26 protein-coding genes are annotated in these 26,310 nt (G+C 64.2%); 15 read left to right on the forward strand and 11 right to left on the reverse strand.

All coding sequences use genetic code 11. The annotated features are described in order from the left end of the window. Positions 1-44: 44 nt before the first annotated feature. The 7 genes from ispF (at position 45) to rpoS (ending at position 5,980) form a co-directional block, all read left to right on the forward strand. Positions 45-518 (forward strand): 2-C-methyl-D-erythritol 2,4-cyclodiphosphate synthase, encoded by a 474-nt coding sequence (gene ispF, locus BM315_RS09620; protein ID WP_090500291.1) that lies wholly within the window; start codon positions 45-47, stop codon positions 516-518. Further along, the gene (gene truD, locus BM315_RS09625) at positions 515-1,573 is read left to right on the forward strand and encodes a tRNA pseudouridine(13) synthase TruD (RefSeq protein ID WP_090500293.1); all 1,059 of its coding nucleotides are present in this window, start codon (positions 515-517) and stop codon (positions 1,571-1,573) included. The genes ispF and truD overlap by 4 nt, the downstream gene beginning before the upstream one ends. Then, the gene (gene surE, locus BM315_RS09630) at positions 1,561-2,310 is read left to right on the forward strand and encodes a 5'/3'-nucleotidase SurE (RefSeq protein ID WP_090500295.1); all 750 of its coding nucleotides are present in this window, start codon (positions 1,561-1,563) and stop codon (positions 2,308-2,310) included. Before truD ends, surE begins: the two co-directional genes overlap by 13 nt. A 41-nt stretch (positions 2,311-2,351) precedes the next feature. Further along, positions 2,352-2,987: a protein-L-isoaspartate(D-aspartate) O-methyltransferase gene (locus BM315_RS09635; RefSeq protein ID WP_170862191.1), complete on the forward strand. Its 636-nt coding sequence runs from the start codon at positions 2,352-2,354 to the stop codon at positions 2,985-2,987. 26 nt (positions 2,988-3,013) lie between these two features. Then, positions 3,014-3,952 carry a polyprenyl-phosphate transporter gene (locus BM315_RS09640; RefSeq protein ID WP_090500300.1) on the forward strand — a complete coding sequence of 313 codons (939 nt, stop codon included), beginning with the start codon at positions 3,014-3,016 and terminating at the stop codon, positions 3,950-3,952. A gap of 57 nt (positions 3,953-4,009) precedes the next feature. Then, entirely contained in the window at positions 4,010-4,870 is an 861-nt protein-coding gene (locus BM315_RS09645) for a peptidoglycan DD-metalloendopeptidase family protein (protein WP_090500302.1), read from the forward strand. A 105-nt stretch (positions 4,871-4,975) separates the two neighbouring features. Continuing rightward, entirely contained in the window at positions 4,976-5,980 is a 1,005-nt protein-coding gene (gene rpoS, locus BM315_RS09650; protein ID WP_090500304.1) for an RNA polymerase sigma factor RpoS, read from the forward strand. Positions 5,981-6,590: 610 nt separating this feature from the next. On the opposite strand, the gene fdxA is transcribed toward rpoS, so the two are convergent. The 9 genes from fdxA to BM315_RS09695 form a co-directional block, all read right to left on the reverse strand. Next, on the reverse strand, positions 6,591-6,914 hold the full coding sequence (gene fdxA / locus BM315_RS09655; protein WP_090500306.1) for a ferredoxin FdxA: 324 nt from the start codon (positions 6,912-6,914) through the stop codon (positions 6,591-6,593). Between the two features lie 144 nt (positions 6,915-7,058). Then, entirely contained in the window at positions 7,059-9,638 is a 2,580-nt protein-coding gene (mutS, locus tag BM315_RS09660) for a DNA mismatch repair protein MutS (RefSeq protein WP_090500308.1), read from the reverse strand. Between the two features lie 379 nt (positions 9,639-10,017). Beyond that, on the reverse strand, positions 10,018-11,466 hold the full coding sequence (locus tag BM315_RS09665) for a sensor histidine kinase (RefSeq protein WP_090500310.1): 1,449 nt from the start codon (positions 11,464-11,466) through the stop codon (positions 10,018-10,020). Continuing rightward, positions 11,460-12,119, reverse strand: coding sequence for a response regulator (locus BM315_RS09670; protein ID WP_090500313.1), 660 nt, complete (start codon positions 12,117-12,119; stop codon positions 11,460-11,462). Before BM315_RS09670 ends, BM315_RS09665 begins: the two co-directional genes overlap by 7 nt. 55 nt (positions 12,120-12,174) lie before the next feature. Further along, positions 12,175-12,825, reverse strand: a complete 651-nt coding sequence (locus BM315_RS09675) for a tetratricopeptide repeat protein (RefSeq protein ID WP_090500314.1) — start codon at positions 12,823-12,825, stop codon at positions 12,175-12,177. Beyond that, complete coding sequence (locus BM315_RS09680; protein ID WP_090500316.1) at positions 12,822-13,667, reverse strand: SDR family oxidoreductase; 846 nt, start codon at positions 13,665-13,667, stop codon at positions 12,822-12,824. The genes BM315_RS09675 and BM315_RS09680 overlap by 4 nt, the downstream gene beginning before the upstream one ends. Then, positions 13,654-14,325 (reverse strand): iron-containing redox enzyme family protein, encoded by a 672-nt coding sequence (locus tag BM315_RS09685; protein WP_090500319.1) that lies wholly within the window; start codon positions 14,323-14,325, stop codon positions 13,654-13,656. Before BM315_RS09685 ends, BM315_RS09680 begins: the two co-directional genes overlap by 14 nt. An 8-nt stretch (positions 14,326-14,333) precedes the next feature. Then, entirely contained in the window at positions 14,334-15,788 is a 1,455-nt protein-coding gene (locus tag BM315_RS09690; protein WP_090500321.1) for an AMP-binding protein, read from the reverse strand. Next, entirely contained in the window at positions 15,772-16,461 is a 690-nt protein-coding gene (locus tag BM315_RS09695) for a thermostable hemolysin (protein WP_090500323.1), read from the reverse strand. The genes BM315_RS09690 and BM315_RS09695 overlap by 17 nt, the downstream gene beginning before the upstream one ends. Positions 16,462-16,653: 192 nt before the next feature. Between BM315_RS09695 and BM315_RS09700 the strand changes: the two genes are divergently transcribed. The 6 genes from BM315_RS09700 to BM315_RS09725 all read left to right on the forward strand — a co-directional run bounded on the left by BM315_RS09700 (position 16,654) and on the right by BM315_RS09725 (position 22,649). Beyond that, positions 16,654-17,337 (forward strand): response regulator transcription factor, encoded by a 684-nt coding sequence (locus BM315_RS09700; RefSeq protein ID WP_090500324.1) that lies wholly within the window; start codon positions 16,654-16,656, stop codon positions 17,335-17,337. Further along, positions 17,327-18,601 carry a sensor histidine kinase gene (locus BM315_RS09705; protein WP_090500327.1) on the forward strand — a complete coding sequence of 425 codons (1,275 nt, stop codon included), beginning with the start codon at positions 17,327-17,329 and terminating at the stop codon, positions 18,599-18,601. The genes BM315_RS09700 and BM315_RS09705 overlap by 11 nt, the downstream gene beginning before the upstream one ends. A gap of 81 nt (positions 18,602-18,682) precedes the next feature. Beyond that, positions 18,683-19,360: a class I SAM-dependent methyltransferase gene (locus BM315_RS09710; RefSeq protein WP_090500328.1), complete on the forward strand. Its 678-nt coding sequence runs from the start codon at positions 18,683-18,685 to the stop codon at positions 19,358-19,360. Between the two features lie 2 nt (positions 19,361-19,362). Then, on the forward strand, positions 19,363-20,094 hold the full coding sequence (locus BM315_RS09715; RefSeq protein ID WP_090500330.1) for a lipopolysaccharide kinase InaA family protein: 732 nt from the start codon (positions 19,363-19,365) through the stop codon (positions 20,092-20,094). Next, a complete protein-coding gene (locus tag BM315_RS09720; RefSeq protein ID WP_090500332.1) occupies positions 20,084-20,473 on the forward strand; it encodes a diacylglycerol kinase in 390 nt (129 codons plus the stop codon). The genes BM315_RS09715 and BM315_RS09720 overlap by 11 nt, the downstream gene beginning before the upstream one ends. A 31-nt stretch (positions 20,474-20,504) precedes the next feature. Beyond that, complete coding sequence (locus BM315_RS09725) at positions 20,505-22,649, forward strand: LTA synthase family protein (protein ID WP_090500334.1); 2,145 nt, start codon at positions 20,505-20,507, stop codon at positions 22,647-22,649. 215 nt (positions 22,650-22,864) lie between these two features. Here the strand turns inward: BM315_RS09725 and BM315_RS09730 are convergent, their stop codons facing one another. Together BM315_RS09730 and BM315_RS09735 are read right to left on the reverse strand one after the other, a co-directional pair. Continuing rightward, positions 22,865-23,368, reverse strand: a complete 504-nt coding sequence (locus BM315_RS09730) for a diheme cytochrome c (protein ID WP_090500336.1) — start codon at positions 23,366-23,368, stop codon at positions 22,865-22,867. A gap of 9 nt (positions 23,369-23,377) precedes the next feature. Beyond that, positions 23,378-23,782, reverse strand: coding sequence for a DUF1924 domain-containing protein (locus tag BM315_RS09735; RefSeq protein WP_090500338.1), 405 nt, complete (start codon positions 23,780-23,782; stop codon positions 23,378-23,380). A 141-nt stretch (positions 23,783-23,923) separates the two neighbouring features. On the opposite strand from BM315_RS09735, the gene BM315_RS09740 reads away from it, so the two are divergent. After that, positions 23,924-25,471, forward strand: a complete 1,548-nt coding sequence (locus BM315_RS09740; protein ID WP_090500340.1) for a 2Fe-2S iron-sulfur cluster-binding protein — start codon at positions 23,924-23,926, stop codon at positions 25,469-25,471. Positions 25,472-25,711: 240 nt separating this feature from the next. Next, positions 25,712-26,224: a CinA family protein gene (locus BM315_RS09745; protein WP_090500342.1), complete on the forward strand. Its 513-nt coding sequence runs from the start codon at positions 25,712-25,714 to the stop codon at positions 26,222-26,224. The last annotated feature ends 86 nt before the right edge of the window (positions 26,225-26,310 follow it).

Genomic DNA, 26,310 nt, shown 5'->3' on the forward strand with positions numbered 1-26,310 from the left:
CACGCCCTGACTTCTGCAGGGCCTGATTTTCCATGAAGAGCACTATGCGTATTGGCCACGGTTACGACGTGCACCGTTTCGCTGAGGGTGAGTTCATCACCCTCGGCGGCGTAAGGATTCCCCACAACTTCGGGCTGGTCGCTCATTCCGACGGCGATGTGCTGCTGCATGCGCTCGCCGATGCCTTGCTCGGCGCCGCGGCACTGGGCGATATCGGCAAGCACTTTCCCGATACCGACCCGACCTTCAAGGGCGCCGACAGCCGTGTGCTGCTGCGCCATGTCCTGGGTCTGATCCAGGCCAAAGGCTGGCAGGTGGGTAATGTCGACGCCACCATAGTCGCCCAGGCGCCGAAGATGGCGCCGCACATCGAGGCCATGCGCGCCCTGATCGCCGAGGACCTGCAAGTCGCGCCGGACGCGGTCAACGTCAAGGCCACCACCACCGAGAAACTCGGCTTCACCGGCCGCGAAGAAGGCATCGCGGTGCACGCCGTCGCGCTGTTGGTGGCCCGATGAACGAGCTCGAACTGCTCGGCCCGCGCGGCCATGGCGCGCCTTGCGGCACGGCGCTGCTCAAGGCCGTGGCGGAAGATTTCCAGGTCGATGAGGTGCTGGATATTGCCCTGGCTGGCGAGGGCGAACACCTCTGGCTGTGGGTGGAGAAGCGCGGCCTGAATACCGAGGATGCCGCGCGGCGTATTGCCCGCGCCGCCGGCGTGCCGCTGCGCATGATCAGCTATGCCGGGCTCAAGGATCGCCAGGCGTTGACCCGTCAATGGTTCAGCCTGCACCTGCCGGGCAAGGCCGACCCGCAGCTGAGTGCAGCCGAGGATGCCAGCCTGTGCATCCTCAGGCAGGTGCGCCACTCGCGTAAATTGCAGCGTGGCGCCCATGCGGCCAACGGTTTCACCCTGCGCCTGACCCAGCTGAATGCGGATCGCGATGCACTGCAACGGCGTCTGACGCAGATTGCCGCCCAGGGCATTCCCAACTACTTCGGTCTGCAACGCTTTGGCTTCGAGGGCGGCAATATCGCCCATGCGCGGCATTTCGCCGAGCGCCAGACCCTGCCCGAACAGCGCAACGTGCGTTCGCGCGTGCTCTCGGCGGCGCGCAGCTTGCTGTTCAACAGGGTGCTGGCCGAGCGAGTGGCGGCCGGCACCTGGAATCAGGCTCTGCCTGGCGACCTGCTGGCCTTTACCGATAGCCGCAGCTTTTTCCCGGCTGGAGAGGCCGAGTGCAGCGACCCGCGCCTGGCGATTCTCGATCTGCACCCGACCGGACCCTTGTGGGGTGCGGGCGTCTCGACCGCCGGTGGCGTCGCCCAGGCTCTGGAGCAGAAGGTCGCCGAGGACGAGCGCGCCCTGGTCGAATGGTTGGCAGAAGCGGGCATGACGCACGAACGGCGTATCCTGCGCCTCCCCATCGGCGGTTTGACGTGGCATTATCCCGAGCCTGACATTCTGCAACTGGAATTCGTCCTGCCGGCTGGATGCTTTGCCACCGTCTTGGTGCGTGAACTCGTCGATCTGTTGCCTGCAGGGCAGACGGACAACCCATGCGTATTCTGATTTCCAACGATGACGGCGTGGCCGCGCCGGGCCTTGCCGCGCTGCATGCTGCCCTGGCTGACTATGCCGAGTGCGCGGTGATCGCACCCGATCAAGACAAAAGTGGCGCCAGCAGCTCGCTGACCCTCGACCGTCCGTTGCACCCCTGCACCTTGCCCAACGGCTTTATCAGCCTCAACGGCACACCCACCGACTGTGTGCACCTGGGCTTGAACGGGTTGCTGCCGCAGGTAGCGGATCTGGTCGTGGCCGGTATCAACCTGGGGGCCAACCTGGGCGATGACGTGCTCTATTCCGGCACGGTGGCCGCCGCCCTGGAAGGACGTTTTCTGTCCCGTCCGGCGTTTGCCTTCTCCCTGCTTTCGCGCCAGCCGGACAATCTGGCGACCGCCGCCTACTTCGCGCGCAAGCTGGTGGAGGCGCATGAGCTGCTGGATCTGCCAGCGCGCACCGTGCTCAACGTGAATATCCCCAACCTGCCGCTGGAACACATCCGTGGCATCCAACTGACCCGCCTGGGCCATCGCGCCCGTGCGGCAGCTCCGGTCAAGGTGATCAATCCGCGCGGCAAGGAAGGCTACTGGATTTCGGTCGCCGGCGATGCCGAGGACGGCGGACCGGGCACGGATTTCCATGCGGTGATGCAGGGCTTCGTCTCCGTTACTCCTTTGCAGCTCGATCGCACCTTCCAGGACGGTCTCAGCAGCCTGCAACCCTGGCTGGAGGGCTTGCTCTGATGAGGCGTGAACAAGACGAACTGCATCATCGCGGCATCGGCATGACCTCGCAGCGTACCCGTGAGCGCTTGATTCAGCGGCTGTACGAAGAAGGGCTGTCCAATGCCCAGGTGCTGGAGGTGATCCGGCGCACGCCGCGCCACCTGTTCGTCGATGAAGCCCTGGCCCATCGCGCTTACGAAGACACCGCGTTACCGATTGGCCATAATCAGACCATCTCGCAGCCCTACATGGTGGCGCGCATGAGTGAGCTGCTGCTGGCAGCGGGGCCGTTGGACAAGGTGCTGGAAATCGGTACCGGTTCCGGTTATCAAACCGCCATTCTGGCGCAGCTGGTCGAGCGGGTCTTCAGCGTCGAGCGTATCCAGGGCCTGCAGGATCGCGCCAAGGAACGCATGAGCGCGCTGAATCTGCGCAATGTGGTGTTCCGCTGGGGCGATGGGTGGGAGGGCTGGCCGGCCCTGGCGCCCTACAATGGCATTATCGTCACCGCTGCCGCCAGCGAGGTGCCCCAGGCCTTGCTCGATCAGTTGGCGCCGGAAGGGCGCCTGGTGATTCCGGTCGGTGCCGGCGATGTCCAGCAGCTGCTGCTGATCGTCCGTGAGGAGCAGGGCTTTGCCCGGCATGTGCTGGATGCCGTGCGTTTCGTTCCCTTGCTCAATGGGCCCCTGGCCTGATCTTTAGCGTTCGACTGGATGGATCCATGAAGAAACATATCCTGCTCTTCACCAAGGGCATCGCCATGGGCGCGGCCGATGTGGTGCCTGGCGTTTCCGGCGGCACCGTCGCCTTTATCAGCGGCATCTACGATGAGCTGCTGCGTTCGATCGCCAGCGTGCCCGCCGCGCTGGGCATGCTCGTGCGCGGTCGTATCCGCGCCGCGTGGCAGGCGGCCAACGCGACCTTCCTGCTGGTTCTGTTGGCCGGCATCCTGACCAGTGTGCTCAGTCTGGCGCGGCTGATCACCTTCCTGCTGGCCGAGCATCCGATCCCGGTCTGGTCGTTCTTTTTCGGCTTGATTCTGGTGTCTTCGCACCTGGTCGCCCGCGAAATTCAGCGCTGGAACTGGAGTCGTTTCGTCAGTTTCGCCATGGGGGCGGCCTTCGCCTACTGGATCACAGTGGCCTCGCCCGTGCAGTGGGGCACTGGTTCGCTGAGCATCTTCTGCGCCGGTGCGATTGCCATCTGCGCGATGATCCTGCCGGGTATTTCCGGCAGCTTCATCCTGCTGCTGCTGGGGTTGTATCCCTTCATTCTCGGGGCGGTGAAAGGCCTCGATGTCAGTGTCTTGGCACTGTTTGCCAGTGGTTGCCTGGTGGGCATCGTCAGTTTTGCCGGGTTGCTGCGTTGGCTGTTGGTGCATTGGCGCGACCTGACCCTGGCGTTGTTGACGGGGTTGATGCTCGGCTCGCTGAACAAGCTCTGGCCGTGGAAAGAAACCCTGACCTGGCAAACCGACCGCCACGGCGAGCCAGTACCGTTGCTACAGGCCAATCTCTTGCCAGGACGTTTTGCCGAGGTCAGCGGACAGGATCCACAGCTGCTCTTGGCTATTCTCCTGGCTCTGGGAGGGGTGCTGTTGGTGCTCGGGCTGGAGTGGCTGGCCAGTCACCGTCAGCAAAGCACTGGCTGCGCCGAATAATTGCGGCACAATACCGGCCAAACCGCAGACGCCACTAGCCAAATAAGGGAGACACGGGTGAGTTTCACTGCCATTCAACCGCGAATTTGCAGCAGTAGCACCCGGAGTCTGTTGACTGGCCTGGTGATTGGCGCGCTGCTGGTTGGTTGCGCCAGTCCGCCACCAGGAGGGGTGCAGGTCGTCGATCGCAATAACCGGGGGGCGCTACAGCAGCGTCAGCCGGTGACCAGCGGCCAATATGTGGTGCGCCGCGGCGATACCCTCTATTCGATCGCCTTTCGCTTCGGCTGGGACTGGAAAGCCCTGGCTGCTCGCAACGGCATTGTCCCGCCGTACCTGATCCGGGTCGGCCAGGTGATTCGCTTCGACGGTCGTCAGCCGGCGCGTGCGCCCGCGGTTGCCGTTGCGCCGGCGGTGAGCCGGCCGGCACCTGTTGCCCGCCCGGTTGCACCGATTCAGGCCCCTGCTGCACGGCCGCAGGCTCAGGCCCCGGCGCCAATCAAGGCGACCCAGGCGACCACTGCGGTGCAACCGGTACAGCGCTCAGCGTCAGGCTGGGCCTGGCCTGCCAGCGGTGTGGTCATCGGGCGATTCTCCTCAAACGGCAGTTTGAATAAAGGCATTGATATCGCCGGTGATTTGGGACAGCCTGTTTTGGCTGCGTCTGATGGCTCAGTGGTGTACGCCGGGAGTGGTTTACGGGGCTACGGCGAGTTGCTGATCATCAAACACAGCGATACCTACGTAAGTGCCTACGGACATAACCGCAGGCTGCTGGTGCAGGAGGGACAGCAGGTCAAAGCCGGGCAAACGATTGCCGAGATGGGTTCCACGGGAGCCGACCGGGTGAAGCTTCATTTTGAAATTCGCCGGCAGGGAAAACCTGTAGATCCGCTGCAATACTTGCCACGCCGTTGATCTGCCGCTCGTCTGTTCCATCACGTGGGAGGGACGGGCTCAGGTGTCGCCAGGGAGATAGGTGCCGCCCGGGCTTGCTGTCGAACTCAGCAAGGGACAACAATAATGGCACTCAATCCAAAAGAAGCGCCGGAGTTTGACGTCGACGATGAAGTGCTCCTGATGGAGACGGGTATCGTCTTGACTGATGTATCGAGTGAACAGGCTGAAACGCCAATCACTCGCAGCAAAGCCAAGCCATCCGGCAGCAAGCAACACAAGTACATCGACTACACCCGCGCGCTCGATGCCACTCAGTTGTATCTCAACGAAATCGGCTTTTCCCCCCTGCTCAGCCCTGAAGAGGAAGTGTTCTTTGCGCGTCTGGCGCAGAAGGGCGATCCGGCTGGGCGTAAGCGCATGATCGAAAGCAACCTGCGCCTGGTGGTGAAAATCGCCCGCCGCTATGTCAATCGCGGTTTGTCGCTGCTCGACCTGATCGAAGAAGGTAACCTCGGCTTGATCCGTGCGGTCGAAAAGTTCGACCCGGAGCGTGGCTTCCGCTTCTCGACTTACGCGACCTGGTGGATCCGCCAGACCATCGAACGGGCGATCATGAATCAGACCCGTACGATTCGATTGCCGATCCACGTGGTCAAAGAACTCAACGTCTACCTGCGCGCGGCGCGCGAGTTGACCCAGAAACTCGACCACGAGCCGTCGGCGGAAGAAATCGCCAATCTGCTGGAAAAACCAGTGGGGGAGGTCAAGCGCATGCTCGGCTTGAATGAGCGGGTTTCTTCGGTGGATGTTTCCCTCGGCCCGGATTCCGACAAGACCCTGCTCGATACCCTGACAGATGATCGGCCCACCGATCCATGCGAGTTGCTGCAGGACGACGACCTTTCACAAAGCATCGATCAATGGCTGTCCGAGTTGACCGACAAGCAGCGTGAGGTCGTGGTGCGGCGTTTCGGCTTGCGCGGCCACGAAAGCTGCACCCTGGAAGAAGTCGGTCAGGAAATCGGTCTGACTCGCGAGCGTGTGCGGCAGATTCAGGTCGAGGCACTCAAGCGCTTGCGTGAAATTCTGGAAAAGAACGGCCTGTCGAGTGAGGCGTTGTTCCAGTAGCTCCCGCTTTTTTCTACAAAGTCCAGGCCAGACCGCAATGCTGTTCACTGAAGGCAAGTGAGCAGCATTTTTTTTGTAGCTCAATGAAATCCGGGCCGACTGGCGCCTGAACGATCGTTCCCGGACTGTATCCGGCTACGCGCGTGTTATCTGACTTACGGCCTCGAGCCGGCTGGCCGCATAAGTGAACAGCCTTGCGGGCCAGGCCGGGGTTTTGTGGGTGGCGTGTAAGTCATCACTTACAGGGCGTGTAAGCGATTAAGGGAAAGAATGGCAGGCAAGTCGCTGCTTGAATTTGATGCGTTAATTCAACTATATGATTTATAAAGCTATTTTATTTTATGCTGTCAGGTTTTGAGCTTTTCAGGTTATTTGGCAGGCTTGTGGCAGGCCAGGAGAACGCTAGTATTACCCCCGTGCCTAGGGACTGGCACAGACTACCAAGGATTGGGGTCAGGACAATCGCAGGATGCGATTCCATCAGGACGATGAGCAGGGAATACAGGGAGTAGGGACAAAAGAGTGGGCGGGTAATACCGCCCCTTTTTTTGTCTGCAGGAAAGCAAAAGACCCGCGCAAGGCGGGTCTTTTAATGAACGCCGGTCGAGCCTTAGCGTTCCAGGTGTTGCAGCTTGTCTTTTACGCCATCCCACTCTTCCGCATCAGGCAGAGCTTCTTTCTTCTCGGTGATGTTTGGCCAGACTTCGGCCAGGTCGGCATTGAGCTCGATGTATTCCTGTTGATCTTCCGGCACTTCGTCTTCGGAGAAGATCGCTTGGGCCGGGCACTCCGGCTCGCAGAGCGCACAGTCGATGCACTCGTCCGGGTGGATCACCAGGAAGTTCGGGCCTTCGTAGAAGCAGTCCACCGGACAGACTTCCACGCAGTCGGTGTACTTGCACTTGATGCAGTTGTCGGTGACGACGAAGGTCATTTCTAATTCTCTCCTCAGGCTACGGCGCGGGGACTGTTTTCCATAAACAGCCCCTCGGCTAGGGAAACTATGACTGCGACGCCAGGCTAGTAGGCCGCAGTACCCCAAAGCGCGCGGGATTCTAACAGCTTGCGAGCGCGGGCGTTAGACTCGCGCCTTCCATGTATATAACAGTTCCAACGCTTTGCGCGGAGTCAGATCATCAGGGTTGATCATGATCAATTCCTCCAGCACCGGGTGCGGCAGGCTGGCAAACAGATCGCTTTGCAGTGGAGTCGTCGGCTGTCCGGACTCGCTGCGGGGCAAGTCATGGGGCAGGCTGGTGGTTTCCAGGCGCGCCAGATGTTCGCGGGCGCGCAGAATCACTTCGCCGGGCACACCCGCCAGTTGCGCCACAGCTAAACCATAGCTCTGACTGGCCGGGCCGGGCAGTACATGGTGCAAAAAGACGATGCGCTCATTGTGCTCGGTGGCATTGAGGTGCACGTTGGCCACCAGCGGTTCGCTTTCCGGCAGAACCGTGAGTTCGAAATAGTGGGTGGCGAACAGCGTGTAGGCGCGCAGCTTGGCCAGTCGCTCGGCGGCCGCCCAGGCCAGCGACAGGCCGTCGAAGGTGCTGGTGCCGCGGCCGACTTCGTCCATCAGCACCAGGCTGCGTTCACTGGCGTTGTGCAGGATGTTGGCGGTCTCGCTCATCTCCACCATGAAGGTCGAGCGGCCGCCGGCCAGGTCGTCGCTCGAGCCGATACGGGTGAAGATGCGGTCGACCAGCGACAGCTCGCAGCTTTTCGCCGGGACGAAGCTGCCGATATGGGCCAGCAGCACGATCAGCGCGGTCTGGCGCATATAGGTGGATTTACCGCCCATGTTCGGCCCGGTGATGATCAGCATGCGCGTGTCGTCGTCGAGGCTCAGGTCGTTGGCCACGAAGGGCGTGGTCAGCACCTGTTCGACCACCGGATGACGGCCCTGCTCGATACGCATGCAGGGTTCGTCGACGAAGCGTGGCCGGTTGAGATCGAGGTTCAGCGCGCGCTCGCCCAGGTTGCTCAGCACGTCCAGTTCGGCCAGGGCCGCGGCGCTGTCCTGCAGCGGGCCGAGGTGGCCGATCAGGCGTTCCAGCAGCTCTTCGTAGAGCATCTTCTCGCGGGCCAGGGCGCGGCTCTTGGCCGACAGGGCCTTGTCCTCGAATTCCTTGAGCTCGGGAGTGATGAAGCGCTCGGCACCCTTGAGGGTCTGGCGGCGGATATAGTCGGCCGGGGCCGACTCGGCCTGCTTGCTCGGCAGCTCGATGAAATAGCCGTGCACCCGGTTGTAGCCGACCTTGAGGTTGGCCAGGCCGGTGCGGGCTTTCTCGCGCACTTCCAGGTCCATCAGGTACTGGCCGGCGTTTTCGCTGAGCGACTGCAGCTCGTCCAGCTCGGCGTCGTAGCCGGTCTTGAGTACGCCGCCGTCGCGGATCACCGCCGGTGGGTTGTCGATAATGGCGCGGGACAGCAGCTCGGCCAGCTCCGGGTAGGTGCTGACGGTGCTGGCCAGGTTCGCCAGGTGCGGCGACTCGAGGTTGGCCATGGCCATTTGCAGCGTCGGCAGGGCCGCCAGGGCATCGCGCAGACGCGCCAGATCGCGCGGCCGGGCGTTGCGCAGGCCAATGCGGGCGAGGATCCGTTCCAGGTCGCCGATTTCCTTGAGCTGCGGCTGCAGGGTTTCGAAGCGGTAGCGTTCCAGCAGGCAGGCGATCGACTCCTGGCGTGCTTCCAATATGGCGCGGTCACGCAGCGGGCGGTTCAGCCAGCGGCTGAGCAGGCGGCTGCCCATGGCGGTCTGGCAACGGTCGACCACCGACTGCAGGGTGTTGTCGCGGCCGCCGGCGAGGTTGACGTCCAGCTCCAGGTTACGGCGGCTGGCGCCGTCGAGGATCACGGTGTCGTCGAGCCGCTCATGACGCAGGCTGCGCAGGTGCGGCAGGGCGGTGCGCTGGGTTTCCTTGGCGTAGCCGAGCAGGCAGCCGGCGGCACCGATGGCCAGGCTCAGGTTCTCGCAGCCAAAGCCTTTCAGGTCCTGGGTGGCGAACTGCTGACAGAGGCTCTTGTGCGCGCTGTCGCGCTCGAAATCCCAGGGCGCCCGGCGGCGTGCGCCGCGGCGTTTTTCCGCCGGCAGGCCCTGGGGCCAGTCGTCCGGGATCAGCAACTCGACCGGATTGAGGCGCTCCAGTTCGGCCAGCAGGTTTTCCCAGCCCTGGATCTCCAGCACGCTGAAACGGCCACTGGTGATATCCAGTACCGCCAGGCCGAACAGCCGTTCGTCGCCGAGTACCGCGGCCAGCAGGTTGTCGCGGCGCTCGTCGAGCAGGGCTTCGTCGCTGACCGTGCCGGGGGTGATGATGCGCACCACCTGGCGTTCCACCGGGCCCTTGCTGGTCGCCGGGTCGCCGATCTGTTCGCAGATGACCACCGACTCGCCGAGCTTGACCAGTTTGGCCAGATAGCCTTCGGCGGCGTGGTAGGGAATCCCGCACATGGGAATCGCCTGGCCGGCCGACTGGCCGCGGGCGGTGAGGGTGATATCCAGCAGCTTGGCGGCCTTTTTCGCGTCCTCGTAGAAGATTTCGTAGAAGTCGCCCATGCGGTAGAACATCAGCTGATCCGGGTGCTGGTTCTTCAGTCGCCAGTACTGTTGCATCATCGGGGTGTGGCTGGATAAATCCTGGGTTGCCATATTCATCAGATAGTTAGCGCAAGTAGTTGAATTGTGTGGGGCAGGTTCAGGGCTTTTGCACGCAGTGCCGGTTGTGTGGCTCGCCAGCCATCCACCTGGCGTAGACATGCGCCCCGCATGCTGAAGTCTTTGCGCCCCAGCGGCTTTGAAATGAACGCAAGGTTACCACGGGCTGTCGGACTCCAGCAGGCGCAGCTGTGGCGGGTTTGCTATGGGCGGCGAGGGCGGACTTGTCTTGGTGCGGGACGCTGCCCTGTCTAGCGCTCCAGGACTCGGGTACGGACCAGGCACCTGCACCACCGGGCTTTGCCGAATCCCGATCCCCGTGCCGGCCACCCACTCCCGTAGTGGGAGCACGCGTTTAGAGGACAGGCGCAAGCGGCATTCAGCGGCACACGGGGCTCTGCGGATTGACCGAGCGGGGCAGATGAACGCTGACCCGCAGCCCGCCCAGCGGCGAGTCGAGCAACTCGACGTCGGCGCCATGCAGTTCGGCGATGCGCGCGACGATCGATAGGCCGAGTCCGGCGCCCTGGCCTTCGCCCTGGCGGAAGAAGCGCTGAAACAACTGGGGGCGCAGTTCGGCGGGCACTCCACGGCCGCTGTCCGCCACCTCCACTATCAGGTTGTCCGCCCGGGGTTCCAGGCGCACCTGAATCTGTCCGCCGGTTGGGGTGTATTCCAGAGCGTTGCCGACCAGGTTCTGCAACAGTGTCGCCAGGCTGGCGGCATCGCCGATCAGACTGAAGTCTTCGCCTTCTGCGGCGTCCAGGGTCAGCTCCTGCTCGCGGGTGATGGCAAGCGGCGTCAGCTCCGCCAGGGTGTCGCGAACCAGGGTCGAGAGATCCAGCGGTTGCATGCGCAATTGCTGCGCGTTCGGTTCCAGGCGCGCCAGGGTGAGTAGCTGGGCGACCACCCGAGTGGTGCGATCGACGCCGGCTATCAATTGCTCCAGCGCCTGTGCCCGGTCGGTTTCGTCGTGGGTCTGCAGGGCGTTCTGCGCGTGGATGCGCAACACCGCCAGCGGCGTACGCAGTTCGTGGGCGGCATCGGCGATAAAGCGTTTTTCCCGTTCGATCAGTTGCCTGACCTGCTGCAACAGGCGGTTCAGTGAAGCGGCCACCGGCTCCAGCTCCAAGGGCAGCGGGGCCAGCAGCAGCGGCGCGAGATTGTCCGGGTCGCGGCTTTTCAGCAGCTGAGCTATCTGCTCCAGCGGGCGCAAGCCCCAGCCCACCGCCAGCCAGATCAGCAGCGCCAGGAGCGGCAGGCCGATCAGGTCCGGCAGCAGGCTGCGCCGGGCGATCTTGCCGACCAGTTCGCCGCGCACGTCGTCGCGTTCGCTGACCAGAATCCACAAGCCGTCCTGGCGATCGTGCAGCAGAAACAGGCGCCAGTCGTGGGCGTCGAGCGTCACCTCGTGGTAGCCGCTGGCCAGGCGGGCGAAAGGTTGCGCCGGCGCTGCGCCGGCCCCGGCGAGCAGTTGCTGCAGTGCACCCTGCGGAGCCCCGGCCGATTGCAGCAGCGTGCCGCCATCTTCGGCGAACACCTGGAAACCCAGCTTGGTCTCATAGACATGCCCGGGAGTCCCCCGGCTGCGCTGCACGTTGACCGCTTCGTCCAGGGCGGCCTGTAGCGACTGGCGCACCTGCGGGCTCATTTCGCGCACCACCAGCCCCTGTACCAGTCGGGCGCTCTGCGCCAGCTGGGCATCGAACAACTCTTCGATTTCATGACCCGCATCGCGGTAGCTCTGATAGGAGATCAGGCTCAACGACAGCACCAGTGCACCGAGCACCAGTGCCAGGGTGCGGTTGCGGATCGAGCGTCTCAGCATTTGTCCACCAGGTAGCCGACGCCACGCACGGTGCGGATCAACTCGGGGAAGAATTTCTTGCGCAGGTGGTGGATGTGCACCTCCAGCGCGTTGCTTTCGACTTCTTCGTCCCAGCCATAGAGCACCTGCTGCAGCTTGTCGCGCGTCAGTACCCGGCCGGACTGGGCCAGCAGTTCATGCAGCAGGAGGAATTCCTTGCGTGGCAGGTTGACCGGGTTACCCAGGTAGCTGACCTGCTGATCCAGCGGGTCGAGCCGGATGCCACGATATTCCAGCGCCGGTTGTGGGCGGTTGAAGCTGCGCCGCAGCAGCGCCCGCAGACGCGCCTTGAGTTCAGCGACATCGAACGGCTTGACCAGATAGTCGTCGGCGCCGGCATCGAGCCCGGCGATCCGGTCGCTGGTGGCATCGCGGGCGGTCAGTACCAGCACCGGCACCGGATTCGCCGCGCCGCGCAGCTGCTTGAGCAGTTCAATGCCATCCAGCCGTGGCAGGCCGAGGTCGAGAATTACCAGCTCGAAACTCTCATGGCTCAGCGCATGGAGCGCGCTGGCGCCGTCCTGCAGCCAGTCGACGGTGTAACCCTCGGGCTTGAGCGCGGTGCGAATGCCTTCGGCGAGTGCGCGGTCATCTTCTACCAACAATAGGCGCATGGATGTTCCAGTGGGGCTTGAGAGCTTGTGCAGCATTCAACGCCGCTGCGTTGGGTTATTCCAGCTTTTTGTCGACATCGTCGAGCAGTTTACGGGCTTCGTTGCGGCGACCGGTATCGGCAATTGCGCGTCCGGGCCGATCGGGGGCTGCCAGGGTCTTTTCCAGCGCGCTGCGGGCTTCGGCGTAGCGGTCCTGGTCGACCAGGAAACCGGCGTAAAAGTAGTTCGGGTCGATGCCTTGCGGGTTGATTGCCAGGGCCTGACGGAACAGTTCGGCGGCCTTGTCATCGTCACCGAAGCCGATCGGCCAGCCGGGCACTTGATAGTAGAGACTGGCGAGGCTGGTGTAGGCGGAACCGTTGAGCGCCTGCGGATCGAGTGCCAGCGCTTGCTCGAAGCGTGCCTTGGCCTGCTTGGCCAGGCCGAGTGCGCCGAGCCCACCCTTGGCGCCGGCCCAGGTGCTGCGAATGATGCCGTCCCAGATCAGCAGTTCGGCTGCATCGGGCTCGCGAGCCAGGGCCTGTTCGGCCTCGCCGGCGAGTTTGGCGAATGCCGCTTCGCGTTGCGCCGCCGGCAGTTGATAGTTGATTTCGGCCCAGCGTTGCTGCAGTTGCTGCAACGCCGTCTCGCTGGCGGGGTTGAGGGCAAAGCTTGGCTGGCTGCACAGCGCCAGCAGCGTGAGGCAAATGCCGAACAGGGATTTCATGGTGTATCTCCGTGGGAAGGGTTAATGGCTGGGGGCTCCGGCGCATCGGTGTCCGTCGGGCGCCGGGCGAAGCGCTTGATCACCGGCAGTTGCTTGCGCAGTGCCTGGTCCACCAGGCGCGGCAGCAAACTGTTGAGGCGCACGAAGAGCTTCTCCGGCCAGCCGAGATAGAGCTCCTCGCGCTCGCGGGCGATGGCCTGGACGATCTGCGTGGCGACGCTGGCGGGCGCGTCCATGCCGACTTTCAGCTCGTCGTTCATCGCCACCACCTGCTCGCTGTTCATCGTCGTGCGGGTGGCGCGCGGGGCGATGTAGAGCACCTTGATCCGGCTGTCGGCGAGTTCCCGGCGTAACGCCTCGGAGAACCCGCGCAGGGCGAACTTGCTGGCGCAGTAGACGCTGAAGCCCGGGTAGCCGATGGAGCCGAAGGTCGAGCCGAGATTGACCAGCAGGGCCTTCGATTGTTGGCGCAGCAGCGGCAGCAGCAGGTGGGTGAGCTGCAGGGTGGCGGTGACATTGACTTCGATCAGCCGGGCGATGGCATCTTCGTCCTGCTGCTCCAGCAGGCTGAACTGGTTGACCCCGGCGGCGTGGATCACACAGTTGAGTCCGCCGAAGCGGCGCGCGGCATCGCGCACCCGGTGCCGGTCGTCGCGTTGGCCGAGATCGGCGCAGACCAGCTTGATCTGCCCCGGATAACGTCGGGCCAGGGCCTCCAGCGCACTGTTATCGCGGCCGACCAGGAGCAGCTTGGCGCCGCCGGCACAGAGTTGCTCGACCAGCACCTGGCCGATCCCGCCACTGGCGCCGGTGAGCAGGGCCCGGCATTCATTGAGTTGCATGGTCGTGCCCTGTGCCCGTCAGGCTGCGGAAGATGTCGCCATAGAGGCGATACACCACCGCGGCGGTATGCAGTACGGCGGTTTGGTCGTCCTCGTTGTCGAGACGGTTCATCAGTTTCTTGAACAGCTCCATGTGCTCCAGGTCGAGGCTGCCATGGGAAGTCAGGTAGCTGAAGGCCTGGGCCGGCAGCTGCAGCCGATCCTGCAGCACGCCGGCCGCCTGGCTGGCCAAGGCAATGCTGGTGCCTTCCAGTACGTTGACCATGCCGAAGAAACTCACCGGGTTGTGCCGCGCGATGCGATCGTAGACGTAGGCGACCATCAGCTCGGTGGGCAGCGCCGGCTGGCTGTTGCGCACGCGGTCGGGGTCGCCACCGCAGGCGCGGATGTCATTGAGGATCCATTCCTGGTGGCCGAGTTCTTCCTCGATGTACTCGGCGATTGCCTCGCGCAGCCATTCCAGCCGCTCCGGCAGCCGCGCGCCACAGGCCATCAGCAGCGGTACCGTGTGCTTGACGTGGTGATAGGCCTGGGTGAGGAAGGCGATGTATTGCTCCAGCGTGGCGCTGCCGTCAAATGCGGCCGCGAAAATCGGCGCGCCGAGCAGGTATTCGCGCTCGTTGCGGGTCTGGTGTTGCAGTTGCTCGAAGAATTCCATGGTGCTCCTCATTGGATCGGCTTCTGCACGGCCTCGATGGCCGGCTGGTAATGGTTGAACAGAGCCGTGCGGCGCAGGCGACCATTGGCGGTGGCCAGGCCGTTGGCGGCGCTGAACGATTGCGCGGCGCGCAGCCAGTGGTGCGCGCGGGCATAGTCGGGCAGGCTCTGGTTGACTGTCGCCACGGCAGCATCCAGTTCGGCGTCGCTGCAGTCGGCGCGCCGCGGCACCAACACGGCGACGTTCTCCGCCAGCGCTTCGCCATGCAGCCAGGCTTGAGCGATTGCCGTCTGCTGCAGCAGTTCGGCCTCGACCCATTCGGGATTCACGTTGCGTCCGTAGGCCGTGACGAACTGGTGCTTCTTGCGCCCGTGCAGGATCAGAAAGCTGTTCTCCCAGTGAGCGAGATCGCCAGTCGCCAGCCAGTCGTCGACCAGCGGCGGTTCGCCGAGATAACCACGCATGTGGGGGCCGCGCACCAGCACTTCGCCATCATCGGCCAGGCGCAATTCGACGTGCGCCAGGGGCTGGCCGACGCTGCCGATCCGGCGCGCCTGGGGGGTGTTCAGGCAGACCACCGAAGCGCACTCGGACAGGCCGTAGCCTTCGAACACAGGCAGTCCGAGTTTGTCCGCACGCTGCAGCAACTGTGGCGCCACGCGGCCACCGCCAACGGCAATGAAGCGTAGCGAGGTCGGTAGCGACAGACCCTGCTCCGCAGCGTTGACCAGTGCCAGGAGCAATTGCGGGAGCAGAATCAGGCTGTGCGGCTGGCTCGCGCGCAGCGTGCCGATCAAGCGCAACGGCTCGAAGCCGCTGGCGCCGCTGAGACCGATCTCGGCCAGCGGGCGCAGCTCGACGCTGGCACCGGCCAGCAACGGCGCATAAAGCCCGGCGATGTTTTCCAGCAGGGTGGCCAGCGGCAGCACGCAGAGGTGGCGCTGCACGTCGCAGCTGCGGCTGGCCAGCCAGAGGCTGGCGGCAACCTCGAGCTGTGCCTCGGCATCGAGGCAGACGCCCTTGGGTTGGCCGGTGGTGCCGGAGGTGTAGGTGATTTTCCGTGTGCCGCTCGGCACCTCGGTCACCGTTGCTTGCTGGCGTTGCAACAGTCCGGGCGCGGTTGGTGCGAAGCCGCTGCTACGGGTCAGCTCATTTTCCGCACCGAGCAGGCAATCGATGCCTGCGTGATCCAGCACATGCTGTTGCTGTGCCGGGGAGAAGAAGCCCGGCAGCGGCACGCAGACCAGTCCGGCGCGCAGCAGGGCGAGATCCCACAGTGCCCACTGCAGGCCGTTGTCCATGGCCAGGGCGACGCGCCGCACGCCGAGTTCTTTCAGGTGATTGGCGCGGGCTTGCACCTCGTGGCGCAGCTCGACGTAACTCAACCTGCGTTCGCCTTCGATCAGGGCGACACCGTTGTGTTGCTCGAGCTGCTGCCAGAAATGTTCAACTGCAGGCTGCATGAGCTACCTCCCCGACGTTGAACAAGGGCTGGTAGCCGAGGCGCGGATAGGCCCCGAGCTGCAGCAGGCGTTGGTGACCGGGCAGGATCTCGCCGGCCATCACCTGTGGGCGGCTGGCGTAGTAGCTGCCCCAGTCGGCCAGTTCATCGCCCATCCGCGCCGGATCGGCGAGTCCCAGCGCTATCGGCGTCAGGGCCAGGCGCTGGAAGCTGTTGAGCAAGGCCGGCGTGCCGGTGAACACCACCCAGCGAAAACCCTGGGCGACCAGCAGGTCGGTTAGCGCCACGATCAGCAGGCGTGCCGAGGCGTTGCCGAAGGCGGCCAGGTTGCCCACCTCGACGATTTCTTCGCGCGGCACTGCGCCTCCGCAACGCCGGCCGATCGCCTGTTCGATCGACTCGTTCAGGTAGCGTTCGAGGAACAACGGGCGGCGCTGGGCGCTGCGCAGGCCGACCGCGCCCTGCACCTCGCCATTGCTGGCATGCAGGCCGAGCAGGCAAGGCATGAAGTGCTGGATGCGCGCCTGATAGTGAAGGGCAAAGCGCTCCCGGATAAACTTCTCCAGCGCCTCGCGGCGCTCGCCCTGGCCACTCCGGGCCAGTTGCAGGGTCAGCGGCTGCTCGCGGCCGATGCGTGCCAGTGCGTCTGTTTGATCTACCCAGGGCAGTTCCATGGGGGAGCCTCGGTTGAATGTCTGAGCCGATTATTGGTGCTCATTCTTAAGGCAGTCTTAAGTCGCGTGGTGCATATTGGCTGGGTGAGCCAGGGGCTCGTCGGCTGACGTTTGCTTCACCTTCGATCTGCTGTTTTTGCCGCGCCTAGCCTTGCCTTGAGCGCGGCCTGACCCATTCGCCGAGAGCTATGCATGCGCATCCTGGTTATCGAAGACAACCGCGACATCCTGGCCAACGTGCTGGATTATCTGGAACTCAAGGGTTACGGGGTCGACTGCGCCGAGGACGGGCTCAGTGGTCTGCACCTGGCCGCGACCGGCCACTACGATCTGATCGTGCTGGACATCATGCTGCCGGGCATCGACGGTTATCAGGTGTGCAAGCGTCTGCGCGAGGACGCCGGGCGTGATACGCCGATCATCATGCTCACCGCCCGTGACGCTCTGGGCGATCGCCTGCGGGGGCTCGGTGCCGGCGCCGATGACTACCTGATCAAGCCCTTCGCCCTGTCCGAACTGGTCGCGCGCATCGAGGCGATACTGCGGCGCAGCCAGGGCGCCCGCAGGCACCAGTTGCAGGTCGGCGACCTGCACTACGACCTCGACACCTTGCAGGCCACCCGTGCCGGTCAGACGCTGCGGCTCAACCCCATCGGCCACAAGCTGCTGGCGATCCTGATGCAGAAGAGTCCGGCGGTGGTGCGCCGCGAGGCGCTGGAAGAGGCGCTGTGGGGTGAGGATCCACCAGACAGCGACAGCCTGCGCAGCCATATCCATCAGCTGCGTCAGGCGTTGGACAAGCCCTTCGCCAAACCGCTGCTGCACACCCTGCATGGCGTTGGTTTCCGTCTGGCGGAGGACGAGGATGATCGCTAAACAGCCGCTTGCCCGGCGCATCGTCATCGCCTTCACGCTGACCACCCTGGTGGTCAGCGGCGCCTTCGCCCTGAGCATCGTTGCGGTGGTGCATTTTATCGAGGAGCAACTGGTCAGCGAGGCGCTGAGCCGCGAGATGGATACCGTGCTGAGCGAGGATCTGCCCCGCGGGCAGCCGCCGAAGCTGGATGCCAGCACCCGCTTCTTCGCCTCCCACTTGCCGCGGTATGCGCTGCCAGAAGGCCTGGCCGCGCTCGACGAGGGCTTCACCGAACTGGTGCGCGGCGACGAGGCCTATTACGTCTATGTGCGTGATATTGCCGGCGAACGTTATGTGCTGGTCGAGGATCAGCACGAGTTCGAGGCGCGCGAGAATGTACTGTTCAATGTGGTGCTGGCGGGGTTTCTGCTCAGCGTTGTCGGCGCCTGGGGGTTGGGGTGGCTGATGGCGCAGCGGGTGATGGCGCCGGTCACGCGGCTGGCGCAGCAGGTGCGTCATCGCGATCAGCTGCACCCGCTGGCACCGCCGCTGGCGCTGCAATACCCCGACGATGAAGTCGGTCATCTGGCCGCGGCGTTCGACAGCACCCTTGGCCAGTTGCGGCAGACGCTGGAGCGTGAGCGGCTGTTCACCAGCGACGTCAGTCACGAGTTGCGCACGCCGCTGATGGTCATCCTCGGGGCTTGCGAGTTGCTCGATCAGGCCGAGTTGCCCGCGCCGGCGAGGCAGAAGACCGTGCGGGTCCAGCGTGCTGCGCAGGAAATGCACGAGCTGGTGCAGACCTTTCTGCTGTTGGCCCGGGCCCGCCCGGAGACCAGCGCCCTCGGCGGCAATGCCACCCTGGCCCGCGTGGCACAGGAGCAGGTCGAGCGTTGGGCGCCGCTGCTGCGGGAAAAAGGCCTGCATTTCGAGTGCGTGGAGGAGGGCCATGACAGCGGCCTGTACAACCTGACGTTGCTCGGTACGGTGATGTCCAACCTGCTGCGCAATGCCCTGCATTACACCGAAAGCGGTGTGGTACGGCTGGTCCTGGGCCATGGCGGCTTTCGCGTCGAGGACAGTGGTCCGGGCATTCCGCTGGAACAGCAGGAACGCATGTTTCAGCCGTTCGTGCGTGGTTGCGAGGCGCGTGGGGAGGGGCTCGGGCTCGGGCTGTCACTGGTCAAGCGGATCTGCGCGCACCAGGGTTGGACGGTCAGTGTGCAGCAGCTCCCGCCCCAGGGCAGTTGTTTTCAGGTGGTGCTCGGATCCGACCCGGCGTGACGGTTTTTTCACATCCTTTTGACAGGGGCTTGATGTGTGTCTCGTTAGTCTGGCGTTCCGCTTTTCAGAGGAGTACCTGCCATGAGCGATTCGGGCCCCATCGAACTGGAGTTCTCGCGCAAGTACGACCGCGCGCACGCCCATCAATACCTGCTCAAGCATCGGGACGGCCTGGCCCGGCGTCTGTCGCACTGGCGTGACGAGCAACTGGCACGCCGCGCGCTGAAGCTGGCCGGTGATCCCGACCTGGTGCTCGATCTGCCCTGTGGCGCCGGACGCTTCTGGCCGCTGTTGGCCGAACATCCGAGCCGGATGATCTTCGCCGCGGACAACTCGAGCGACATGCTGGCCATCGCCGAGGCTGCACAGCCGCTGGAAGTGGTCAAACGGGTGGAGCGGTTTCAAGCCTCGGCCTTCGCCATCGACATGGGCGACAACGCGGTGGACTGCATCTTCTGCATGCGCCTGCTGCACCACATTGCCGACCCGCAGCACCGCCTGGCGATGCTGCGTGAATTCCACCGGGTCAGCCGCGACACCCTGATCGTTTCGCTGTGGGTCGATGGCAACTACAAGGCCTGGAAACGCAAGCGCCTGGAACGCCGCCGCTCGCCCAGGGACAACCAGAACCGCTTCGTGGTCGCGCGCTCGGTGATCGAGGCGGAGTTCGCTCAGGCCGGCTTCGACATTCTCGGCCGCAACGACTTTCTCCCCGGCTATGCCATGTGGCGGGTCTACGTGCTGCGCAAGAGCAACTGAACATGCACAGACCGCTCATCCTGCCCGCCCGTGAAGCCCTGACCAGCACTTTCCAGCGCTGGTGGAACACCCAGGGCGAATGGGTCGAGGCACCCAACCAGCGCCGCGATGGCGAAAGCGGTGTGCAGCGCTTGCAGCGACGTGGCCCCTCGTTGCCGGCGCTTTATTGCAAGCGCCAGGTTGGCCATCTGTATCGCTCGTTGCTGCACCCCTTCGGCCGCCCCACCATTCTGCGCGAGCGGCAGGCGTTGAACGCCCTGGCGCGCATCGGCATACGGGTACCGAAAATCGTCTACTGCGGCGCCCGCCAGGAGGCCGGGAAGTGGCAGGCGCTGCTGGTGACCGAGGAGCTCCAGGGCTTTGTCAGCTTGCACGACTGGTACCGCGGCAAGCTGCATGAACAGTGGGGCATGCGGATTCACCGGCAGCTGTTGCAGAACCTGGGGCTCACCCTGAGCCGACTTCACCACGCCCATTGGCAGCATGGCTGCTGCTATCCCAAGCACGTGTTCATCAAGGTTCACGGCCAGGCCGATGTGGCCTGGGTCGAGATCGCCCTGCTCGATCTGGAAAAGAGCCGTCGCCGTCTGCGTCGCTCAGCCGCCTCGCGACATGATTTGCGCCAGCTGTATCGTCACCGTCAGGACATGCCCGAGTGCGACTGGCGCCTGCTGCGGCTTGCCTACGATGCATCCTTTGCCAATCCCGGCGGGGTGTATCGGCATGCCAGTTGATTCGACAGCCACAACTGGCAACGCCATGAAAGGGCGTAGCGGGTTTTCCCGTATCTGGTATGCCTGGGCTTATTCGGTGGCGGGCCTGAAAACGGCCTATAGCGGCGAAGCGGCGTTCCGTCAGCTGGTGCTGCTCAATCTGTTGTTGATTCCTGTCGCCTTCCTGCTCGATGTCAGCCGGGTCGAGCGGGCCCTGTTGATCGCCGTGGTGTTCCTCGGGCTGATCATCGAATTGCTCAACTCGGCCATCGAAGCCACCGTCGACCGTATTTCCCTCGAATGGCACCCACTCTCCAGGCAGGCCAAGGACATGGGCAGCGCCGCGCAACTGCTGGGTCTGAGCCTGGTCGTAGTGGTCTGGGCCGTGATTCTGCTATGAACCTGCGTGCCCAGCGTCAACAAGGACTCCCATGAAATCCATTGAACGGCCCTTCGCGGGTTATTCGGGCCAGCACCTGGCGTTCACCGCCGCCAGCGCCCTGGCGCTGCTGTCGATGTTCGCCCTGTTGCGCCTGGGCCTGCTCGGGTTCAACCGCGAACTGATCGGCACCACGCCACTGGCCAGTTTCGTCGAAGCCTTCGTCAACGGCGCGCGCTTCGATCTGCGGGTGTGCGTGTATATCCTTGTGCCGCTGTTGCTGGCGCCGCTGAGCCTGCGTGCCATGGCTGCGCGGCGGCTGCTGTGCATCTGGCTGAGCGGGTGCGCCAGCGTGGCGATCCTGCTCGGGCTGATCGAACTCAACTTCTATCGGGAGTTCCACCAGCGGCTGAACAGCCTGGTGTTCCAGTATCTGCAGGAAGACCCGGCCACTGTGCTGAGCATGCTCTGGCACGGCTTCCCGGTGCTCAAGCTGCTGGCTGCCTGGGCGTTGCTGAGCGCGCTGATGTTCGCCCTGTTCGGTTGGCTGGAACGGCTGACGCGGCGCCCGATGCGCTTGCCGAAGGGTTGCCCGCAGCGATCTGGTGGGGCAGGCTGGGCGCAGCGTAGTGCGGTACTGCTGGTGCTGGTGCTGATTGCGCTGGTGGCGGCGCGCGGCACCCTGCGCCAGGGCCCGCCGCTGCGCTGGGGCGATGCCTTCACCACCGATTCGATGTTCGCCAACCATCTCGGCCTGAACGGCAGCCTGAGTCTCTACGACGCGGCCAAGAGCCGGATGTCGAACCATCGAGAGAACATCTGGAAACCGACCATGGCGGACGAGCAGGCGCGGGCGATCACCCGCCAGCTGCTGCTGACGGGGCATGACCGACTGGTCGATGCACAGAGCGCCGCGGTGCGTCGTGATTACCAGGCGCCGGCAGCCGGAGCGCTGCCCGTGCGCAATGTGGTGGTGATCCTGATGGAAAGCTTCGCCGGGCGCTTCGTCGGCGCACTGGGCAGCCGGGACGGCATCACCCCCAACTTCGATCGGCTGGCCGAAGAAGGCCTGCTGTTCAGCCGATTCTTCGCCAACGGCACCCACACGCACCAGGGCATGTTTGCCAGCATGGCCTGCTTTCCCAACCTGCCCGGCTTTGAGTACCTGATGCAGGCACCGGAAGGCGGACAGCGCTTCTCCGGTCTGCCACAACTGCTCGGCAGCCGCGCGTTCAACGACGTTTACCTCTACAACGGCGACTTCGCCTGGGATAACCAGGCCGGGTTCTTCGCCAACCAGGGCATGACCCGCTTCATAGGCCGCAGCGATTACCTCGATCCAGTGGTGGCCGACCCGACCTGGGGCGTCTCCGACCAGGACATGTTCGATCGCGCCGTTGTCGAGTTGCAGCAGCTGGATCGTGGCGCGCCGTTCTATGCACTGCTGCAGACGCTGTCCAACCACACCCCCTATGCCTTGCCGGAGCAGCTGCCGGTAGACGCGGTAACGGGGCACGGCTCGCTGGACCCGCATCTGACCGCCATGCGCTATTCGGATTGGGCGCTGGGGGCGTTCTTCGACAAGGTGCGCAAGATGCCCTGGTTCGACGAAACCCTGTTCGTGGTAGTCGGCGACCATGGTTTCGGCGCCAATGAACAGCTTACCGAGATGGACCTGTACCGCTTCCACGTGCCCATGCTGTTGATCGCACCGGGCATCACCGAGAAATTCGGCAGCCGCCGCGAGGTGGTCAGTACTCAGGTCGATATGGTGCCGACCATCATGGGCCGGTTTGGCGGCGAGGTGCGTCACCAATGCTGGGGGCGCGATCTGCTCAGCCTGGCTGCGGACGATCCGGGTTTCGGCATCATCAAGCCCTCGGGCAGCGATCAGACCGTGGCGATGTTGCGCGGCGATCGCATCCTGGTGCAGCCCAAGGGCCAGGAGCCGCAGCTGTACCGCTACCGTCTCGGTGAACAGCCACAGGCCGAACGGTTGGCAGCGAGTGCGATCGCCCGGGCCATGAGCGAGCAACTGCGGGCGTACCTGCAGACCGCGACCGACAGTCTGCTGGCCGACAACACGGCAGACCGCGAGCGCGAACCCGCGGTGGAGGCGGCCAGCGCAGAGGCGGAAACCCCGCCGCTGGTGGCAATCAAGTCGGTTGTGGCGAGCGAGGGTAGAGAACGCCGCTAGCCGCCACATCAGCAAACGCCGCGAGTCGTCAGCCACGGCCCGCGGTGTTTCGGCCTGTTGCACCATGGGCGCTGTGGTTGTCCGTAGCCGGATGCGGCATCAGGGGCTTCCCGTTCTGCGGCGCGCCCAGCTTCTCCTGCTCGTCATCCATTCATTGGCGAGCCAGCGGATGGCGTCAGCACAGGTTTACCTCATCGAGAGGTTGTCAGGGAACGTCAGCGCGGAATCTTCACCCGGTCGTCATCGAAGTCGCCGCGCTCGGCGTCGCGGTGGCAGGCCACGCAGTTGGCTCGGCCGCCCACCGACTCACGGCGGAATTTCGCTGCGCTGACATCATCGTGCTTGCGCTCGAACCAGCGTGTCTGACTGATGCGCGGTGGCTCGCCAGTCGTTTTCGAAGGTTCTAGCGGCAGGCGGTTGGGTGCCGAGGCGCGCACCAGGAAATCGACGATTTCGCGCTGTTCCTCGGGCTCCAGCGACGCATTGCTGCCGTAGTGGTCGCTCAGCGTGTCCATCTGCTGGCGCCAGGATTCGGCCGGCAGCAGTCCCGGCGAATAGAGCATGTGGCAGCCGCTGCACTCGTCCTTCCATAGCTGCGGCGCGTCGGCCGGTATCGCCAGGCGTTTGGGGCGCTTGTAGCCGTGCCCGTCGTTGGCAAGACTGAAATCGGCCGTCGCGAGCATCAGCAGGGCGAGAGCCAGAGGTTTTCCGTAGTGCATGGCTTACCCCTATTGCAGGCTGTTGATCCAGGTGATGAAGTCGCCCTTTTCCAGGGCGCTGCATTCGCGGGCGAAGACGTCGTCGCAGTTGCGCCGGAACCATTTCTCCACCTTCTTCGGGTTGCTGAAACGCTCGGGGTTGGCCACCGGCGCCAGCGGTTCGATCTTGCGGTAGGCCGGGGTTTTACCGTTCTGACGCGGGTCGGCGGTGTGGCAGCTGGTGCAACTCATGGTCTTGCCGTCGCGCGTTAGCTCGGCGAAGTACAGGGCCTTGCCGCGTTCGGCGGAAAAGCCGTCGAAGGCTGGATTTTCCTGGCGGGCCTGTGCGGCATAGCCGGCAAGCAGCGGATGCCCTGGCGCGGCCAGGGCCGGCAGGCTCAGGCCGCAGGCGAGGGCAAACAATGTGGCTTTCATGGGGGACTCTCCGGTGGCGATGATCAGAGGCTAGGCCTGCTGGCTTAAGCGCAGCTGAATTCGCCTGCTGCGCGCATTCAGCTGCGCTTAAGCGAAGAGGGCTAAAACGGATGGCATCCCACCCCGCCGAGGACTGCTATCGTGGTCGCATTCAACCGCTTCCGGCTATTTCATTGGCTGCTGGCCGGCTTGTTCGTCGCTGTCTACCTGAGCGGCGATGATGCCGAACTGCTGCATATCTGGCTGGGCTATGGCCTGGCTGCACTGTTGTTCCTACGTTTGCTGATCGCAGCGTTGCGCTTGCGCGGTTTCCCGCGCCTGACGCCGTCGCGGACGGAGTGGCACAAGCCGCGCCTGGCGGTGGTCGGTAAATGGCTGACAGCAGGCGCCCTGGCCAGCTTCGCCCTGGCCAGCCTGATCGGCTTTGGCATGGTCGACAATGGCGAGGTGTTGGCGGCCTTGCCCGGGGTGCCGGCGGATCTGTTCGGCGTCGCCAGCGATATCGATTTCGTCGCGTGGTTGGGCGATGCCGAAGAGGTGCATGAATTCCTCGCCAACCTGGCGCTGTGGCTGATCGGTCTACACGTAGGCTATGTACTGATTTTTCGCAGCAAAGCGGCCTGGCCGATGCTGCGTGGGCTGCCGAAGCCGGCGCCTGGCGCTGCGCCGGACGCCTTATCGGCGCCCGATGAATTTGTCCGGCTGCAAGTCAGTGGTCGAGTGAAGGAGAGCGCCGATGCCTGCTCCTTCGAACTGCGCGTGCCGGCTGAACAGCGTCAACGCTTTGCTGCTCGCCCCGGTCAGTTTCTTACCCTCAAGGTGCCTTGCGGCGAGCCGCCACTGCTGCGCTGTTACTCGCTGTCGCGCGCGCTGTCGACCGACCAACCGCTGCGCATCACCGTCAAGCGGGTTGCCGGCGGCCGCGCCTCGAACTGGCTGCTCGACAATCTGCAGCCGGGCGATAGCCTGGACATACTGCCGCCGCTGGGCAGCTTCACCCCGACCGGTCTGGATACCGATCTGTTGCTGGTCGGTGCCGGCAGTGGCGTCACGCCCCTGATGGCGATCCTGCAGGCGGTGCTGGCCGAGGGGCGCGGGCGAATCTGTCTGTTCTACGCCAACCGAGATGCCGACTCGGTGATCTTTGCCGAGGAACTGGCAGGGTTGCAGCGGCGCTATCCGCAGCGGCTGGAGGTACGCTACTGGTTCGACGCGAGCCATGGTGTAGCGGATGCCGGTGCCATTGCCGACTCGATCGCCGACTGGTGCGCCGGCGAATGTTTCATCTGTGGTCCGCAACCCTTTATGGACGGTGCGCGCGAGGCGCTGACCGGCCTGGGGGTGGCCGCCGCGCGGATTCACCTGGAGCGCTTTGCCACGCCGGTCCCGCGCAACCCTCAACCGGTAACCGCCAAGCCAGTGAGTCGCTTGAACGTGGCGCTTGACGGACGCCGCCATGAACTGGATGTGCACAGCGGCGAGGTCTTGCTGGAGGCAATGGAGCAGGCCGGCCTGCACCCACCCACGGCCTGCCGCGCGGGCGTCTGTGCCGCCTGCAAATGTCGGGTGGTGTCGGGTAGCGTGGCCATGCGCAACAATCAGGCGCTGAGCAAGCAGCAAGTGCGTCAGGGCTGGACCCTGGCCTGTCAGGCAGAGCCCACCAGTGCCGAGTTGCAGGTGGAGTATTGAGAGCTTGTGAAAAAACTCTCGCCTACTGCGCCCGCCTCCAAACGCCCGCTGCGGTGTTGCGCTACGCGAACGTCTGGAGACGGTCTCGCTACGGCGCTCGATTTTTTCACAACCTCTGAGCGTCTTCCCTGCGCCCACGATTGCGCCGGGGCGTCCCTGTCGTGCCCGGATGTCGGCTGGCCGGCTGCTTTGCCATTGGTGTACGGTACCTTCCTGGTTGGCTTTAACCCCGGAGTGCAGATGGCCGTGAATGATCAACGCCTGACCCGACTGGCCGCCGAACTGGGCCAGCGGTTGCAGGCGCAAGGTGCCCAGGTGACTACCGCGGAGTCCTGTACCGGCGGTGGTATTGCCGAGGCGATTACCCGCATTCCTGGTAGTTCGGCCTGGTTCGAGGCCGGTTACATCACCTATTCCAACGCGCAGAAGACCAAGCAGTTGGCGGTGCCCGAGGCGCTGTTCGCCGGGGTGGGCGCGGTCAGTCGCGAGGTGGTCGAGGCCATGGTGCGTGGCGCCCAGGCGCAGAGCGGCGCGCGTTATGCGGTGGCGGTCAGTGGCGTGGCCGGGCCGGATGGCGGTTCGGCAGAGAAGCCGGTGGGCACCGTATGGCTGGCCTGGGGCGATGGCGAGCGGCTGTTCAGTGTGCGTCGACAGTTCGCCGGCGACCGCGGCGAAGTTCGCCGACAAACGGTCGAAGCCGCGCTGCAAGGGCTGCTGCGCGTGATTGCGCAAGAAAATCCAAATGCAGGGTAGGCGAGCGACTTGCCCTGTGGAATAATACTGTCTACTTATACAGTTGTTAGTGGCCGCTAGCAGGCCCTTCTTTATTACGTGAGGAC

The organism is Pseudomonas borbori (assembly GCF_900115555.1).
Classification (GTDB): domain Bacteria; phylum Pseudomonadota; class Gammaproteobacteria; order Pseudomonadales; family Pseudomonadaceae; genus Aquipseudomonas; species Aquipseudomonas borbori.

Excerpts from the sequence above, each read along its gene's own strand:
- BM315_RS09745 (WP_090500342.1), top strand. The coding sequence starts at position 25,712 with ATGGCCGTGAATGATCAACGCCTGACCCGACTGGCCGCCGAACTGGGC.
- BM315_RS09675 (WP_090500314.1), bottom strand. The coding sequence starts at position 12,825 with ATGAAATCCCTGTTCGGCATTTGCCTCACGCTGCTGGCGCTGTGCAGC.
- BM315_RS09635 (WP_170862191.1), top strand. The coding sequence starts at position 2,352 with ATGACCTCGCAGCGTACCCGTGAGCGCTTGATTCAGCGGCTGTACGAA.
- BM315_RS09695 (WP_090500323.1), bottom strand. The coding sequence starts at position 16,461 with ATGGAACTGCCCTGGGTAGATCAAACAGACGCACTGGCACGCATCGGC.
- BM315_RS09730 (WP_090500336.1), bottom strand. The coding sequence starts at position 23,368 with ATGCACTACGGAAAACCTCTGGCTCTCGCCCTGCTGATGCTCGCGACG.
- BM315_RS09725 (WP_090500334.1), top strand. The coding sequence starts at position 20,505 with ATGAAATCCATTGAACGGCCCTTCGCGGGTTATTCGGGCCAGCACCTG.
- surE (WP_090500295.1), top strand. The coding sequence starts at position 1,561 with ATGCGTATTCTGATTTCCAACGATGACGGCGTGGCCGCGCCGGGCCTT.
- BM315_RS09705 (WP_090500327.1), top strand. The coding sequence starts at position 17,327 with ATGATCGCTAAACAGCCGCTTGCCCGGCGCATCGTCATCGCCTTCACG.
- fdxA (WP_090500306.1), bottom strand. The coding sequence starts at position 6,914 with ATGACCTTCGTCGTCACCGACAACTGCATCAAGTGCAAGTACACCGAC.
- BM315_RS09680 (WP_090500316.1), bottom strand. The coding sequence starts at position 13,667 with ATGCAACTCAATGAATGCCGGGCCCTGCTCACCGGCGCCAGTGGCGGG.
- BM315_RS09700 (WP_090500324.1), top strand. The coding sequence starts at position 16,654 with ATGCGCATCCTGGTTATCGAAGACAACCGCGACATCCTGGCCAACGTG.
- ispF (WP_090500291.1), top strand. The coding sequence starts at position 45 with ATGCGTATTGGCCACGGTTACGACGTGCACCGTTTCGCTGAGGGTGAG.
- truD (WP_090500293.1), top strand. The coding sequence starts at position 515 with ATGAACGAGCTCGAACTGCTCGGCCCGCGCGGCCATGGCGCGCCTTGC.
- BM315_RS09735 (WP_090500338.1), bottom strand. The coding sequence starts at position 23,782 with ATGAAAGCCACATTGTTTGCCCTCGCCTGCGGCCTGAGCCTGCCGGCC.
- BM315_RS09720 (WP_090500332.1), top strand. The coding sequence starts at position 20,084 with ATGCCAGTTGATTCGACAGCCACAACTGGCAACGCCATGAAAGGGCGT.
- BM315_RS09640 (WP_090500300.1), top strand. The coding sequence starts at position 3,014 with ATGAAGAAACATATCCTGCTCTTCACCAAGGGCATCGCCATGGGCGCG.
- BM315_RS09715 (WP_090500330.1), top strand. The coding sequence starts at position 19,363 with ATGCACAGACCGCTCATCCTGCCCGCCCGTGAAGCCCTGACCAGCACT.
- BM315_RS09665 (WP_090500310.1), bottom strand. The coding sequence starts at position 11,466 with ATGCTGAGACGCTCGATCCGCAACCGCACCCTGGCACTGGTGCTCGGT.
- mutS (WP_090500308.1), bottom strand. The coding sequence starts at position 9,638 with ATGAATATGGCAACCCAGGATTTATCCAGCCACACCCCGATGATGCAA.
- BM315_RS09710 (WP_090500328.1), top strand. The coding sequence starts at position 18,683 with ATGAGCGATTCGGGCCCCATCGAACTGGAGTTCTCGCGCAAGTACGAC.
- BM315_RS09690 (WP_090500321.1), bottom strand. The coding sequence starts at position 15,788 with ATGCAGCCTGCAGTTGAACATTTCTGGCAGCAGCTCGAGCAACACAAC.
- BM315_RS09670 (WP_090500313.1), bottom strand. The coding sequence starts at position 12,119 with ATGCGCCTATTGTTGGTAGAAGATGACCGCGCACTCGCCGAAGGCATT.
- BM315_RS09685 (WP_090500319.1), bottom strand. The coding sequence starts at position 14,325 with ATGGAATTCTTCGAGCAACTGCAACACCAGACCCGCAACGAGCGCGAA.
- rpoS (WP_090500304.1), top strand. The coding sequence starts at position 4,976 with ATGGCACTCAATCCAAAAGAAGCGCCGGAGTTTGACGTCGACGATGAA.